This window comes from Paraplanobispora siamensis (genome assembly GCF_016863175.1).
Lineage (GTDB): Bacteria > Actinomycetota > Actinomycetes > Streptosporangiales > Streptosporangiaceae > Planobispora > Planobispora siamensis.
Genome location: NZ_BOOJ01000082.1, coordinates 1 through 12,616, shown reverse-complemented (window position 1 = coordinate 12,616; position 12,616 = coordinate 1). Strand labels below are relative to the sequence as shown.

The window sequence follows — 12,616 nt, the reverse complement described above, 5'->3', positions numbered from 1 at the left end:
CCGGCTCCGCGGCCGCGACGCTCCCCGCGTCGCGGCCGTCCGCGTCCGGTGGCCGGTCACCGCGACGACTGACCGGCTACCGGGACGGCCGACCGGCGAGTGGTCACCGCGATGACTGGCCGGTGACGAGCCCGCCCTCGTAGGCGGCGATGACCAGCTGGGCCCGGTCGCGGGCCTGCAGTTTGGCCAGGAGGCGGCCGATGTGGGTCTTGACCGTGCCGACGGTGAGGTGCAGGTGCTCGGCGATCTCGGAGTTGGACATGCCCCTGCCGATGAGGGCGAGCACCTCGCGCTCGCGCTGGGTGACCTCGCCGAGGTCGCGCACGACCTGGGCGGGGCGGGGGCCGTTCAGGAACTCGGAGATGAGCCGGCGGGTGACGGTGGGCGCCAGCAGCGCCTCGCCGGAGGCGACGATGCGGATGGCGGCCAGCAGTTCGCTCGCGGTGGCGCTCTTGAGGAGGAAGCCGCTGGCGCCGGCCTGCAGCGCCGCGTACACGTAGTCGTCCAGATCGAACGTGGTGAGGATCAGCACGCGCGTGCCGGCGGTGGCAGGGTCGGCGCAGATGCGTCTGGTCGCCTCGATGCCATCCATGTCGGGCATGCGCACGTCCATGAGGACGACGTCGGGCCGGTGCCGACCGGCCAGGAGCACCGCTTCGGCGCCGGTGCCCGCCTCGCCCACGACGGTCATCCCCGGTGTGGCGCCGATGAGGACCTTGAAGCTGTCGCGGACCAGGACCTGGTCCTCGGCGAGCAGGACCCGGACGGGCGATGAGGGGTCGTTCGGGTCCTGCTGCGCGGTGCCGGTGTTCATGTCGCTGCTCACGTCGTCACTTCTCACTTCGTCGATGCCCAACCTCACGATGCTCAGGTCACGGTGCCCAGGTCACAGTGCTCCTGTCACGGTGCCGTTCGGGCCGTACGGCAGGCTGGCCGAGACGCGGAAGCCCCCTTCGGGCCGGGGCCCGGCGCTGAACGTGCCCCCGTACATCCTGGCCCGCTCGCGCATGCCGATCAGCCCGTGTCCGCCGGGGACCGTCCGCGGCGGGCGGCCGTGGCGGGGGCCGTCGTCGACGACCTCGATCACGGCCTCCCCGCCGCCGATGTCCACGGTGACCGAGCAGCGGGTGGGGCCCGCGTGGGTGACGACGTTGGTCAGGGCCTGCTGCACGATCCGGTACACCGACATCGCGACCGCGGGAGACAGCACGGCCTCTTCGCGGACGGTCAGGTCCACCTCGACCCCGGCCGAGCGGGCGTGGCCGGCCAGCTCGGGCAGGTCCGCCACGCCGGGCACCGGCATGTGGTCCTGCTGGGGCTCGCCCTCGGCGCGCAGGAGGCCGAGCACCCGGTGGATCTCGGTGAGCGTGCTCCGGCTGGTCTGCTCGATGACGGCCAGCGCCGCGCGCGCCTCCTCCGGGCGGGTGTCGGCGACGTGGTTGGCGACGGTGGCCTTGACCGTGATCAGGCTCATGCTGTGGCCGATGATGTCGTGCAGTTCCCGGGCGATGCGCCGCCGTTCGTCGGTCACCGCGGACTCGGCGCGGTGGCGGACGAGGCGGGAGGTGGTCTCCCGCTTCCAGCGCACGACCGCCCCGACGGCCCACGCCGCGCTCAGCAGCACACCGGTCACGCCGATCTCGATCGGCCAGGCCGGCGGTATCTCGCTGGGCGTGGCCGCGGGTGCGAGGCCGGGGAACACCTGCGCGTAGAAGACCAGGATCGCGGTCACCGCGGCGGACAGGCAGGCCGCCAGGGCCGCCGCCGACCACGCGACCGAGGCGGTGGAGGCCACCACGTACAGCACGAGCGCGGTGGGGACGAACGACAGCCAGATCGCGCCCGCCGCAACGGCGCCGGTCACGGTCGCCGACACGGCCGCGGCGCACGCGAGAGCGAGCACGGCCCGCGGCCGGTGCCGCCGCAGCGCGATCGGCAGGCTCAGCACCGCCGCTGTCGGCCACGCCGACCAGGCGGGCCATGTGGAGGACGGTCCCGGTGGATCGACGATGGCGTATCTGATGAGAAGCGCCACGATGACCGCCACCACCGCATCGGTGATGGTCTGTCCGTCGAGCCGCCGTCCAGCCCATTTCATGATGGGAAGGTATCGCCTCATAGATCATCCGGCATCTGCCCACGGTAGGACGCCCGCCTCTGTCCCGGGTCATACGACCGGCCCGTGCCCGGCCGACGGCTGCGGCGTACGACGCCGGGAGAGGGGGCATCTCGTTGACGTTGACGTTGACGTTGACGTTGGCGGTGAGGCGGGAGAAGTCGGGCTATGACTCATTGGCGACGTGCCTGGTTGACGGCTGTGGCCTACGACGCCGGGGCCGAGCGCGAGCGGATCGGCATGGCCGGCGGCAGGCTGCTGTGGGGCGCGGATCTGCGGCCGTTCTACCGCGGCATCGAGGAACTGCGGACGCTCGTGGACGGCGGGCGCGTGCTCGATGTCCCCTGCGGGGGAGGCATCGCCTTCCGGGGATTGCCGCAGGAGGGCTCCTACCGTTACGTGGCGCTCGATCTGTCCCCCGTGATGATGGGGCGGGCACGGGCCAACGCGGCGCGGCACGGGCTGCGGGACATCGTCTTCCTGCGGGGGGACGTGACCGCGCTGCCCCACCCCGCCGGCTCCTTCGACCTGTGCCTCAGCTACTTCGGCCTGCACTGCTTCCCCGATCCGCCGGCGGCCCTGGCGGAGATGGCCCGTGTCCTGCGGCCGGGCGGGCGGCTGCGGGGCACCTCGGTGGTGCGCGGGGGCGGCCGGCGGCAGGACGCGATCATCTCTCTGTTCCGCCGGGCCGGGCCGTTCGCGACCGTGGGGACGGCCGGGGAGCTGTCGTCCTGGCTCTCCGCGGCCGGCCTCGACGACGTCGACGTCGACCGTGACGGCGCCGTCGCGTTCTTCTCCGCGCGACGTGCCTGCGGGAACCTCGACGGAGGCCGTTCACAGCCGCGGTGACCCGCCGACGGAGCAGGGCGTCGTGGCCGGGATCGGTGCACGGGGTCACGGTCGGCCCGGCGCCGGGACACCGGAGATGACAGGATGATCCGGCGATGACCACGACTGACGGGTTACGGCCGGGCAGGGCCATGATCTCGCTGCTCGGCTCGACGTTCGGCACCGACGACGGGACGGCGAAGGCGTTCTCCGTACCGGGTGGCCGTGGCCGCCAGGCCGTACTGGGCGGCGCCGACCGGGCCGGTGACGAACCGCGCCTGCTGGTCGACTTCAACAGGGGACAACCGCTGCTGTCCGCACGCGGGCAGCAGGTGGGTGAGCGCCGCGGGAACACCGTGCGGCTGTGGGAACAGGAATACCGCGTTCACCGCCCGCGACTCCGGACGAGGCTGCGTTTCGCGGTGACCGTCGGCGAGTACGACGTTCTGCAGGCCCGGGAGCACTCCGACCCCGGCTCCACCGTCCGCACCCTGCGAACGGCCGGCGATGCCGCGCTCGATCCCATTGTCACGCTCGCCCTGATCCTGCTGGTGGCACGGCCCGACAAGATGGGCGTCCTGTACGAACTCTTCAGGCACTGAGGCCGGCTGCCCCGGGGGCACCCGCGGCCGGGCAGGAGAAGAACACGGCGCCGGATCATGCCCTCCCCCGAGGAGGGCACGAGCCGGCGCCGGAGCGGGTGGCCGCCGGGGCGGCGAGGGGTCAGCCCCCGGTGAGGGTGACGCAGGCGATCCGGCGGCCGGCCGAGCCCGCCTTGGCCCCGGCCGCCTTCGTGCGCTCGGCGTGGATCACCATGGAACGCGGCGCCCTGTCGGGCGGGAACGCCCAGTCCTGCCTGGCCGTCGCGGTGGCCGCGCCCTGGGCGTCGGTGGTGAAGTCGAGCCACACCTCGTTGTCGGCGCTGGCGTGGTCGTGCGCGTGCTGGTAGTGCGGCCCGGAGTCGTCGGGCTTGGGACCGCACGGTTTCGTGTGCAGGTGCACGCCGTACGTCCGGCGGGGAAGGAAGCCCTCGACCGTGACCGTCGAGGTGGCCAGGACCGCCCCCGACTCGGCCGTCACGTGCGCCGACGCGCCGGACGGGACCAGTTTCCTGTCGTAGGCGATCGCGGCGCCCCCCGCCGCGGGCGCTCCGAGCTGACCGCCTCCGACGAGCTTGACCCCGGGCGGCGCCTCGGGGACGGCGTGCGCGGCGGGGGGCGCCGCCTCCTGGCCACCGCCACAGGCCGCCGCGAGCAGGGCGAGAGCGGAGAGAACCACGGGGAGGCGCATCGCATCTCCTAGGTCAGTGAAGCGAGGACGCCCCACTCTAACCAGTAGTCACACGGCTACACTCAGTGTTTCAGAAAAGATTCGCGCCTCCCCGGCCGGCGCCGCCCGGCCGGTCCCCTCACGCCCCGTTGGCGGCGGCGATCTCGTCGATGCGGGCGGCCAGGGTGAAGTCCAGGCCGGTCAGGCCGCCCTTGTCGTGCGTGGTCAGCGCCAGGTGCAGGGTGCGCCACCGGATGTCGATGTCGGGGTGGTGGTTGAGCTTCTCGGCCTCGACCGCGATCTCGTCGACGATGCGGATCGCGGTCGGGAAGTCGGGGGCCTTGACGGTCCGGCGGATCTCGTCACCCTCGCGCCGCCACTCGGGCGCCTCGTCCAGCCGCCGCCGTACCTCGGAGTCATCAAGCAGGTCCATCCCCCCAGCAGATCACGCCGGCACCCGGGCGACAAACCGCGCCGCGCCCGGACCGATCCGGGGTGACTCTCGGCATTTGCCACGAATTATCCCAACGCCCTACGTTTGGGGCATGTTGCTGGTCGAGCAGCGTCGGCTGCTGTGCGCCTACGGCCGCAGGGCCGCCGAGACGGGCCTGGTCGTCGGGACCGCGGGGAACCTGAGCATCCGCTCGGGCGACCTGGTCGCGGTGACCCCCAGCGGGGTCCCCCTCGACCGGCTGGAGCCCGAGGCCTGCCCGGTCGTCGACGTCGAGGGCCATCTCGTGGAGGGCGAGCTGCAGCCCTCCTCCGAGACGCCGATGCACCTGGCGATCTACACGACCACCGGCGCCCAGGCCGTCGTGCACACCCACTCCGTCTTCGCCACCGTGGTCGCCACCACCATGGACGAGCTGCCGCCGGTCCACTACAACGCGCTGCTGCTCGGCGGCACCGTCAGGGTCGCCGACTACGCCACCTACGGGACCCCCGAGCTGGCGGCCTCCGTACGGGCCGCGCTGAAGGACAGGCAGGCCGCGCTGCTGGCCAACCACGGCGGGGTCACCGTCGGCGCGGACCTCGACAAGGCCTTCGAGGCGACCCGCCTGCTGGAGTGGCTGTGCGAGGTCTACGTGCGCGCCAAGTCCGTGGGCGAACCCCGGGTGCTCACCGACCAGCAGCTCGCGGCCGTCGTCGAGCGCGCCTTCCACCCGCCCGTCTTCCCGGTCCGAGAGGGTTGACCCATGCCTCTGCAACTCACCGGCGCCCCGAGTGACCCGGACCTGATCCGCCTTCCCTGGGACATCCCGCTGGAGGAGTGGCCGGAGCACCGCATCGTCTCCCTGCCCCGCGGCATCTCCCGGCACGTGGTGCGTTTCACGCGCCTGTCCGGCAAGGTGTACGCGATCAAGGAGATCAGCGAGCACTTCGCCAAGCGGGAGTACCGCCTGCTGTGGGACCTGAGCCGGATGGACACCCCCTCGGTGGAGCCGGTGGCCGTGGTCACCGGCCGCACCACCCCGGCCGGTGAGCCGCTGGACTCGGCGCTGATCACCCAGCACCTGCAGTTCTCGCTCCCCTACCGGGCGGTGATGTCGGGGACCGTGCGCCCCGAGACGCTCAACCGGCTCCTCGACGCGCTGGCCGTACTGCTCGTCCGGCTGCACCTGAGCGGTTTCTACTGGGGCGACTGCTCGCTGTCGAACGTGCTCTTCCGCCGGGACGCCGGCTCCTTCGCCGCCTACCTGGTCGACGCCGAGACCGGCGAGCTGCATCCGATGATCAGCGAGGGCCAGCGGCTGCACGACATCGACGTCGCGCACACCAACATCTACGGCGAGATGCTCGACCTGGAGGCCGGCGGCCTGCTCCACTCCTCCATCGACCCCGAGGAGGTCGCCGACTCGGTCTGCTCGCGCTACCACCGGCTGTGGGGCGAGCTCACCTCCGACGAGATCATCGAGGAGGTCGACTGGCACATGATCGACCAGCGGATCCGGCGGCTGAACCGGCTCGGCTTCGACGTCGCCGAGATGATGGTGCGCCGCAAGGCCGGCACCGGCCGGCTGATCGTCCGTCCCAAGGTCGTGGACGCCGGTCACCACCAGCGCAGGCTGCTGCGCCTGACCGGCTTGGACGTGGAGGAGAACCAGGCCAGGCGGCTGCTCAACGACCTCGACTCCTTCAGGGTCTCCTACGGCCTGCGCCACGAGGACGAGGCGATCGTGGCGCACCGCTGGCTGGCCGAGGTGTTCCAGCCGACGATCGAGGCGGTCCCGCAGGAGCTGCGGCACAAGCTGGAACCGGCCCAGCTCTTCCACGAGGTCCTCGACCACCGGTGGTACCTGTCCGAGGCGGCGGGAAACGACGTCGGGCTGCCGACCGCCGTGGATTCATATGTGAAGAATATTCTTGTTTTTCGGCCCGATGAGCAGGCTCTGATTCCGGACTCCCTGTAAACGGCATTCCACTCGGAGTGCACATCCTTCTACTCGGTGGTTAAATCCTGCCTCTCCTTCCATCTATCCGTTAATCAGGTCACTTAGCACTCTTCGGTATATCCCTACTCTGTTCTCCGCGACGTTTTCCGCAAGACGCATCGCAAGGGAGATCGAGTGCTCGGAATCGAAGAATGCCTCACCGAGGTGATGGCGATCCCCGGTGCGCTGGACGCGATCGTGATCGACCAGACCAGCGGGATGGCTGTGGCCGCCGGCGGCGGCAGTCTCAACGGTGATGTGGAGAAATCGGCCGCGGGGATCAGCGAGACGCTCCGGGCGGCGCTGGACGGGCTCGCCATGATGTCGCCCACCGGAGCGGTCCGGGTCAGCGACATGATCATAAGCACGGACAGCGGATATCACTTATTGAGATCGTTAGAGACGGTTTTCGACGGGCCGCTGGCGATATACGTACGGCTCGATCTGGAGCGGTCGAATCTGGCCCTCGCCCGACATCGGCTTCAGGCGCTCTCCGACCGGCTCATCACCACCTGAGCGCCATGCCGACCGTCGAGAGCATCCTCACCGGCCTCGCCGGAGACCGGGCGACCGGCGCCCTGCGTCTGGGCAAGGCCGGGGTGCTGTACCTCACCGGTGGCCGGGTCACCTACGCGGAGACCCCTTCCTGCCCCCGGGTGGAGGACCTGCTGACCGCCAGCGGCCGGGTCTCCGCCTACGCGGTACGGCAGGCCAGGCAGGCGGCGGGCGAGGAGCGGTGGGGCGGCGACCGGCTGGTCGACCGGGGTGTGCTCACCCGGGGCGAGCTGGAGTTCTGTGTGCTGGGGGCGGTGATGGACGCCGTGTTCTTCCTGCTCCAGGTGACCGGGTCCCGGTCGCGCTTCCGTCCGGGAGAGCGGCACTGGCTCGGGCCCCAGTGGTATTTCGACGCGACCGGACTGGTCAGGGAGTGCAACCGAAGGAGAGTGCAGTTGGACCAGGCCTGGCCGTCCACGGATCTGGACACGCTGCCCGTCGTCCCGGTGGCGCGCATCCCCGCCCAGAGGATCGTGCTGACCTCGCTCCAGTGGGAGGTCCTGGTCGGCGCGGACTGCACGGCGACCCCCGCCGACCTGGCCCGCAAACTGGGACGGCCCGCCTACTCGGTGCTGCTGGCGGTACGGCAGCTCGCCGCGGCGGGACTGCTGTGCAAGCCCGAGGCCGCGGCCGGAGACGCGGCGCAGGCACGGGCGGCCCCGGCCCTGCGGAGCGCCTCGTCGGAGAAGAGCCCGGCGCCGCCCCGGCGGGGCGACCCCCCGGACAAGGCCCCGGTCCCGGATCGGCGGGGCGAGTCCCCGGAGAAGAGTCCGGTGCTGCCCCGGCGAGGTGACGTCTCGGACCCGGAGAAGAGCCCGGTGCTGCCCCGGCGAGGTGATGTCTCGGAGGGGAGCCCGGTGCTGCCCCGGCGGGGCGGTGGCCGGGAGACCCGGGACCGCGAGCCCGGTGCCTCCCCCGCCTCCCCGTTCCCCGCGGGTCTTCCGGCGGCGACGGCGGACCCGGGTGACGTGAACCTGCTCATCCGGCTCAGGAACGCATTGGAGGCACTCGCGTGAGGCAGTCCTCATGCCGCTGAGGCTGCGGGCCCTGAAGTGGATCGGAAGGAGGATGCCAGTGGAACTGAGGGACGAGGTGCACCAGGAGATGATCCTGCTGCGACAGCGCATGCCCGAGGTGAACGGGAGCATCGCGTGCAGCGTGGACGGCCTGCCGATAGCCAGTGACATGGCCGGGGACATCGAGCAGGCCGGTGCCCTCTCCTCCGCGCTGCTGGCCCTCAGCCGCCGGATGGCGGGCATGGTCGACAAGGGCACTTTCGAAGAGACCTTGATCTCCGGTTCCAACGGCTACGCGGCCTTCTACGCCGCCGGCCCCAAGATCGTCCTCACAGTCCTCGCCCGCCCGGGGGCCAACCTCGGGCTGCTGCGACTGGAGGGCCGCAGAACGGCGGCGAATCTGGCCGCCATCACCACCCGAATGTCACTTACTCAGTGATCGGAGAAAAGTAATGGCGAACATGGACATCTCTCTCAAGGAGATGATGGCGATCGACGGCGCCGTCGGCGCGGTGGTCGTGGACTACAACAGCGGGATGGCGCTGGGCTCGCTCGGTGGCTCCAAGGATCTGGATCTCCAGGTAGCGGCGGCGGGCAACACCGAGGTGGTCAAGGCCAAGCTCCGCACGATGGATTCCTTGGGACTCAAGGACTCCATCGAGGACATCCTCATCACACTCAGCGGTGCCTACCACGTGATCCGGCCGGTGACCGGCCGCAGCGGCAAGGGACTCTTCCTCTATCTCGCGCTCGACCGCGCCCGGGCCAACCTGGCTATGGCGCGGCACACTCTACGCGGCATCGAGGAGAAGCTCGAGGTCTGATTCACCGGTACGGCCCGCGCCCCTGCGTGGGCCGTACCGGGCCGCGGGGCCGTGCCGCCCCGCGGAACGGTCAGCGAACCGCGGAGGTCAGAGCGCTGATCTCCGCGACGAAATCACCCCACAGGGCACGCGGCAGGTCGTGGCCCATCCCGGGATAGGTGACCAGTCTGGCTCCCGGGATCGCGTCCGCCGTGGCGATCCCGCCGGGCAGCGGCACCAGCTGGTCCTGCTCCCCGTGCAGCACCAGAGCCGGCACCGACAGTTCCTTGAGCTGGGGCGCGCGGTCGCCCGAGGAGATGATCGCGGTGAACTGCCGGGCCACCCCGGCCGGGTCGTAGGCGCGGTCGTAGCTCAGCCCGGCGATCCTGGCGATCCGCTCCTCGTCGAGGGGATAGCCCGGCGATCCGATGACCTTCCAGGTCTCCAGCGCCCGCGCGATCGCCGTCTCCCGGTCCGGCGAGGGCGGCGACATCAGCGCCGCCATGGCCGCGTCGGTGGGCGGGGCCGCCTGAGGGCTCGGCGTGGACATGATCGAGGTGAGGCTGAGCACCCGGCCCGGGTGACGGATGGCCATCGACTGGGCGATCATGCCGCCCATCGAGACGCCGACCACGTGGGCCGCCTCCAGCCCGAGCGCGTCGAGCAGCCCGGCCGCGTCGTCGGCCATGTCCCCGATCAGGTACGGCGCGTCCGTACCGGGGGCCGGGGCTCCGGCGTCGTGCAGGTGGGTGGACTCCCCCACGTCCCGGTTGTCGAAGCGGACGACATGGTGGCCGTGGTCGGCGAGCAGCCCGCAGAACTCCTCGTCCCAGTGGATCATCTGGGAGGCGAGCCCCATGACCAGGAGGAGGGGGCGGCCCGAGGGCGAGCCGAAGGTGTCGTAGGCGATCTCGATGCCGTTCGCCGAGGCGCGCGAGGTCATGGCACTCCTACCGTGCTGGTCCGTCCGCCGGGGTCCACCGGAACAGAATCTCGTTCTGGGGAAAACAGAATCTCATTCGGGGACCGGCGCGACAAGAGCCCGCGCGGTGACGATCACCTGGTAAGGCGCCGCGCACCGGCCACGCCGTGACCGGTGGGAGCGGCGGGAGCGGGCGGTGACCGGCGGGAGCTGGTGGTCAGCGGGGCCCGCCCGGCCGACGGCTCAGTCCCACCAGAACGACCAGGCGTTCCTGCCCACGATCTGCTCGGCGTAGTCGATCAGCGATCCGGCCCCGTACACCACGCTGTCGGGGCAGAAGGTCCAGTGCTCGGCGGCCACGTGCAGGGCGTGCTCCATGGTGAGGGGAGGCGCCGCGACGCTCAGGTCGAGCGTGTTGAACCCCATGCCGACCAGGCGGGCGCCGAACCGGTCCTCCCAGCTGCGCACCACGGCCGCCAGCGGGACCATCCACTCGTTGTGGTTCAGCGCCCCCTGCCAGCCCATCACCGCCAGGGCGTCGGCCCCCCGGTCCACGGCCACCAGCCCGAGCGGGGTCCGCCGCTCGGCCACGATCCCGGCGTACCAGTCGGCGACCGCGTCGGGGTCGGCGCCCGGCTGCCCGGGCGCGGCCGGGCCGGGGCACCGGGGCCCGAAGGGGTCGAGGATCTCCACCTGGTCGGGGTGGGCCTTCTCGATCCAGTCCGCCCACACCTCGGCCATGAACGCGGCGGTGTGGTAGTTGTCGATCTCGGTCGCGGCGTCGGGCGCGACCTGCCCCGCCGACCAGGGCTGGACGGAGTCCTCCAGCAGGACGGGCCACAGCCCCGAACGCGGATGCTCGGCCCGCAGGGCGGCCCACAGCTCGCCGGAGACCGTCGTGTCGCTGAGCCAGAACGCGGGCCGGCCGTAGGTCAGGAGCCGCGCGTAGCCGGGGTCCGGCCAGACCACGTCTCCGGCCGGCAGCTCGACCCCGAGCGTCCGCCCCTCACCGCCGTCGGTGAACAACTGGCCCAGCACCGGCGACAGCCGCCCACGCCCGCAATCGTCCATCTCTACCGTCCCGATCCTGCCCACGCCCCAATTTTGCCTGTACGGCGCCCGCCGGACGGTGCACGCCGCCGATGCTCAGCCTGGGACATTCCGCCATGATCCCATCTACGGGTGACAGGAGGTCCGGGTGGCGGCCCGAACGCCTCCGGCACCGGCGCGCGCGGTGGGTAGAGTGGCGCGATGAGCATGCCGCTGTACCAGCTGAAGGCGGAGTTCTTCAAAACGCTCGGGCATCCCTCACGCATCCGGGTGCTGGAACTGCTCAGCGAGCGGGATCATTCGGTCGCCGAGCTGCTCCCCGAGGTGGGGATCGAGCCCTCGCACCTGTCACAGCAGCTGGCCGTCCTGCGACGCGCGAACCTCGTGCTCTCCCGCAAGGAAGGATCGACCGTCCACTACTCGCTGACCAGCCCGGACATCGCCAAGCTTCTCACCGTGACGCGCTCGATCCTCGCCGACGTGCTGTCAGAGCGCGCGGAGCTCCTGGCGGACCTTCGCACCTCCGCGGCGCGCCGGGGTGCCTGACTCCCGGCCGGCCTCGGCGCGCAGCTCGGCCAGCAGCTCGCCCTGACCGGCCAGCACCTCGGTCAGGATCCAGCGCGCCGAGGCCAGCAGGCCGGCCACGTCGGGGGCCGACAGGGCGTAGACGACGCTGCCGCTCTCGCGGGTGGCGGTCACGATCCCGGCCTTGCGCAGCACCGCCAGCTGCTGGGACAGGCTGGAGGCCTCGATGTCGATCTCGGCCAGCAGGTCGCGGACCGGCAGGGGACCGTTCTGCAGCAGCTCCAGCACCTGGATGCGGACCGGGTGACCGAGCGTGCGGAAGAACTCCGCCTTGGCCTGGTACAGCGGCACGGTCATGGTCAGATCGTTCCGCCGGGGAGCGCGCCGGTCCCGCCGGTGGTCGCCGATGAATCCGCCGCAGGCCCGCTCATGATCCCCGCCTTCCGTGCGTCCCGTCCGTTCTCCGGTCCCGTCGGGCCGCGGGCGCGACCCGCTTACAAACTAGCAAATTGCAGAGTTCTTCAACTCGTAAGCGTCTTGGGTAAGATGCGGGCGATGCGATAGCGACGAGAGGCCCAGTGCGGCCTATACAAGGGAGTGCAGCCAATGGGACGGGGTCGAGCCAAGGCGAAGCAGACGAAGGTCGCACGCCAGCTGAAGTACGGCACCCACGACATGGATCTCGAGCGGCTGCGCAGGGAGCTCGGCGCCGGCGACAACCCGGCGCCGGTCGACGAGACCGAAGACCCCTTCGCCGAGCCCGCCGACAGGAGATAGGCGAAAGACCCGCACGGCCCGTCCCGGGACGGCCGCGCGCGGCGGGAGGCTGATCCCGTACACCCCGATCCGGACGGCAGGACGCCCGGCCCGGATCCGGAGGACATATGAGATGACGGCGGGCCCGCGCCCCTTCCCGGGGTGCGGGCCCGCCGCCTTCCTCTCCTCGTCCGGACGGTCGCCGGCCCGGAGGGTGAAGCGCTCACTCAGACGGTGAAGCGCCCGCTCAGACGGTGAAGCGCCCGCTCAGACGGTGAAGCGCCCGCTCAGACGGTGAAGCGCCCGCTCAGACGGTGAAGCACCCGCTCAGACGGTGAAGCGCT

The 12,616-nt window shown here is 71.2% G+C and carries 17 protein-coding genes; 10 read left to right on the top strand and 7 right to left on the bottom strand.

Features of this window, described 5'->3' with window-relative positions; genetic code table 11:
- Nucleotides 1-103: 103 nt before the first annotated feature.
- Complete coding sequence (locus Psi01_RS39730; protein ID WP_204069386.1) at nucleotides 104-814, bottom strand: response regulator; 711 nt, start codon at nucleotides 812-814, stop codon at nucleotides 104-106.
- Between the two features lie 72 nt (nucleotides 815-886).
- Nucleotides 887-2,098 (bottom strand): sensor histidine kinase, encoded by a 1,212-nt coding sequence (locus Psi01_RS39725; protein ID WP_204069363.1) that lies wholly within the window; start codon nucleotides 2,096-2,098, stop codon nucleotides 887-889.
- A 219-nt stretch (nucleotides 2,099-2,317) separates the two neighbouring features.
- On the opposite strand from Psi01_RS39725, the gene Psi01_RS39720 reads away from it, so the two are divergent.
- Both Psi01_RS39720 and Psi01_RS39715 read left to right on the top strand, forming a co-directional pair.
- Nucleotides 2,318-2,965 (top strand): class I SAM-dependent methyltransferase, encoded by a 648-nt coding sequence (locus Psi01_RS39720; RefSeq protein ID WP_239128394.1) that lies wholly within the window; start codon nucleotides 2,318-2,320, stop codon nucleotides 2,963-2,965.
- A 95-nt stretch (nucleotides 2,966-3,060) separates the two neighbouring features.
- Nucleotides 3,061-3,546: a hypothetical protein gene (locus Psi01_RS39715; RefSeq protein ID WP_204069361.1), complete on the top strand. Its 486-nt coding sequence runs from the start codon at nucleotides 3,061-3,063 to the stop codon at nucleotides 3,544-3,546.
- A gap of 121 nt (nucleotides 3,547-3,667) precedes the next feature.
- Here the strand turns inward: Psi01_RS39715 and Psi01_RS39710 are convergent, their stop codons facing one another.
- Both Psi01_RS39710 and Psi01_RS39705 read right to left on the bottom strand, forming a co-directional pair.
- On the bottom strand, nucleotides 3,668-4,234 hold the full coding sequence (locus Psi01_RS39710) for a superoxide dismutase family protein (RefSeq protein WP_204069360.1): 567 nt from the start codon (nucleotides 4,232-4,234) through the stop codon (nucleotides 3,668-3,670).
- Between the two features lie 118 nt (nucleotides 4,235-4,352).
- Nucleotides 4,353-4,646 carry a 4a-hydroxytetrahydrobiopterin dehydratase gene (locus Psi01_RS39705; protein ID WP_204069359.1) on the bottom strand — a complete coding sequence of 98 codons (294 nt, stop codon included), beginning with the start codon at nucleotides 4,644-4,646 and terminating at the stop codon, nucleotides 4,353-4,355.
- A gap of 112 nt (nucleotides 4,647-4,758) precedes the next feature.
- On the opposite strand from Psi01_RS39705, the gene Psi01_RS39700 reads away from it, so the two are divergent.
- From Psi01_RS39700 to Psi01_RS39675, 6 genes are all read left to right on the top strand, one after another.
- The gene (locus Psi01_RS39700; RefSeq protein ID WP_204069358.1) at nucleotides 4,759-5,406 is read left to right on the top strand and encodes a class II aldolase/adducin family protein; all 648 of its coding nucleotides are present in this window, start codon (nucleotides 4,759-4,761) and stop codon (nucleotides 5,404-5,406) included.
- Nucleotides 5,407-5,409: 3 nt separating this feature from the next.
- Entirely contained in the window at nucleotides 5,410-6,624 is a 1,215-nt protein-coding gene (locus Psi01_RS39695; protein WP_204069357.1) for a DUF4032 domain-containing protein, read from the top strand.
- Nucleotides 6,625-6,780: 156 nt separating this feature from the next.
- Nucleotides 6,781-7,161 (top strand): roadblock/LC7 domain-containing protein, encoded by a 381-nt coding sequence (locus tag Psi01_RS39690; protein ID WP_204069356.1) that lies wholly within the window; start codon nucleotides 6,781-6,783, stop codon nucleotides 7,159-7,161.
- A gap of 5 nt (nucleotides 7,162-7,166) precedes the next feature.
- Entirely contained in the window at nucleotides 7,167-8,216 is a 1,050-nt protein-coding gene (locus Psi01_RS39685; protein ID WP_204069355.1) for a DUF4388 domain-containing protein, read from the top strand.
- Between the two features lie 58 nt (nucleotides 8,217-8,274).
- The gene (locus tag Psi01_RS39680) at nucleotides 8,275-8,655 is read left to right on the top strand and encodes a roadblock/LC7 domain-containing protein (protein WP_204069354.1); all 381 of its coding nucleotides are present in this window, start codon (nucleotides 8,275-8,277) and stop codon (nucleotides 8,653-8,655) included.
- 13 nt (nucleotides 8,656-8,668) lie between these two features.
- Nucleotides 8,669-9,040, top strand: coding sequence for a hypothetical protein (locus Psi01_RS39675; RefSeq protein WP_204069353.1), 372 nt, complete (start codon nucleotides 8,669-8,671; stop codon nucleotides 9,038-9,040).
- A gap of 70 nt (nucleotides 9,041-9,110) precedes the next feature.
- On the opposite strand, the gene Psi01_RS39670 is transcribed toward Psi01_RS39675, so the two are convergent.
- Nucleotides 9,111-9,962, bottom strand: coding sequence for an alpha/beta fold hydrolase (locus tag Psi01_RS39670; RefSeq protein ID WP_204069352.1), 852 nt, complete (start codon nucleotides 9,960-9,962; stop codon nucleotides 9,111-9,113).
- Nucleotides 9,963-10,184: 222 nt separating this feature from the next.
- Entirely contained in the window at nucleotides 10,185-11,036 is an 852-nt protein-coding gene (locus tag Psi01_RS39665) for a DUF4253 domain-containing protein (RefSeq protein WP_239128390.1), read from the bottom strand.
- A gap of 156 nt (nucleotides 11,037-11,192) precedes the next feature.
- Here Psi01_RS39665 and Psi01_RS39660 point away from each other — a divergent pair, with 156 nt between their 5' ends.
- Nucleotides 11,193-11,537, top strand: a complete 345-nt coding sequence (locus tag Psi01_RS39660; RefSeq protein WP_204069351.1) for an ArsR/SmtB family transcription factor — start codon at nucleotides 11,193-11,195, stop codon at nucleotides 11,535-11,537.
- Here Psi01_RS39660 and Psi01_RS39655 read toward each other — a convergent pair.
- Nucleotides 11,478-11,873 carry an ArsR/SmtB family transcription factor gene (locus tag Psi01_RS39655; RefSeq protein WP_204069350.1) on the bottom strand — a complete coding sequence of 132 codons (396 nt, stop codon included), beginning with the start codon at nucleotides 11,871-11,873 and terminating at the stop codon, nucleotides 11,478-11,480. The genes Psi01_RS39660 and Psi01_RS39655 overlap by 60 nt on opposite strands.
- A gap of 249 nt (nucleotides 11,874-12,122) precedes the next feature.
- Here Psi01_RS39655 and Psi01_RS39650 point away from each other — a divergent pair, with 249 nt between their 5' ends.
- Entirely contained in the window at nucleotides 12,123-12,293 is a 171-nt protein-coding gene (locus Psi01_RS39650; RefSeq protein WP_204069349.1) for a DUF3073 domain-containing protein, read from the top strand.
- Nucleotides 12,294-12,616: the final 323 nt, after the last annotated feature.

Coding starts and splice junctions, on each gene's coding strand:
- Psi01_RS39730 (WP_204069386.1), bottom strand. CDS start 814: ATGAACACCGGCACCGCGCAGCAGGACCCGAACGACCCCTCATCGCCC.
- Psi01_RS39725 (WP_204069363.1), bottom strand. CDS start 2,098: ATGAAATGGGCTGGACGGCGGCTCGACGGACAGACCATCACCGATGCG.
- Psi01_RS39715 (WP_204069361.1), top strand. CDS start 3,061: ATGACCACGACTGACGGGTTACGGCCGGGCAGGGCCATGATCTCGCTG.
- Psi01_RS39710 (WP_204069360.1), bottom strand. CDS start 4,234: ATGCGCCTCCCCGTGGTTCTCTCCGCTCTCGCCCTGCTCGCGGCGGCC.
- Psi01_RS39705 (WP_204069359.1), bottom strand. CDS start 4,646: ATGGACCTGCTTGATGACTCCGAGGTACGGCGGCGGCTGGACGAGGCG.
- Psi01_RS39700 (WP_204069358.1), top strand. CDS start 4,759: ATGTTGCTGGTCGAGCAGCGTCGGCTGCTGTGCGCCTACGGCCGCAGG.
- Psi01_RS39695 (WP_204069357.1), top strand. CDS start 5,410: ATGCCTCTGCAACTCACCGGCGCCCCGAGTGACCCGGACCTGATCCGC.
- Psi01_RS39685 (WP_204069355.1), top strand. CDS start 7,167: ATGCCGACCGTCGAGAGCATCCTCACCGGCCTCGCCGGAGACCGGGCG.
- Psi01_RS39675 (WP_204069353.1), top strand. CDS start 8,669: ATGGCGAACATGGACATCTCTCTCAAGGAGATGATGGCGATCGACGGC.
- Psi01_RS39670 (WP_204069352.1), bottom strand. CDS start 9,962: ATGACCTCGCGCGCCTCGGCGAACGGCATCGAGATCGCCTACGACACC.
- Psi01_RS39660 (WP_204069351.1), top strand. CDS start 11,193: ATGAGCATGCCGCTGTACCAGCTGAAGGCGGAGTTCTTCAAAACGCTC.
- Psi01_RS39655 (WP_204069350.1), bottom strand. CDS start 11,873: ATGACCGTGCCGCTGTACCAGGCCAAGGCGGAGTTCTTCCGCACGCTC.
- Psi01_RS39650 (WP_204069349.1), top strand. CDS start 12,123: ATGGGACGGGGTCGAGCCAAGGCGAAGCAGACGAAGGTCGCACGCCAG.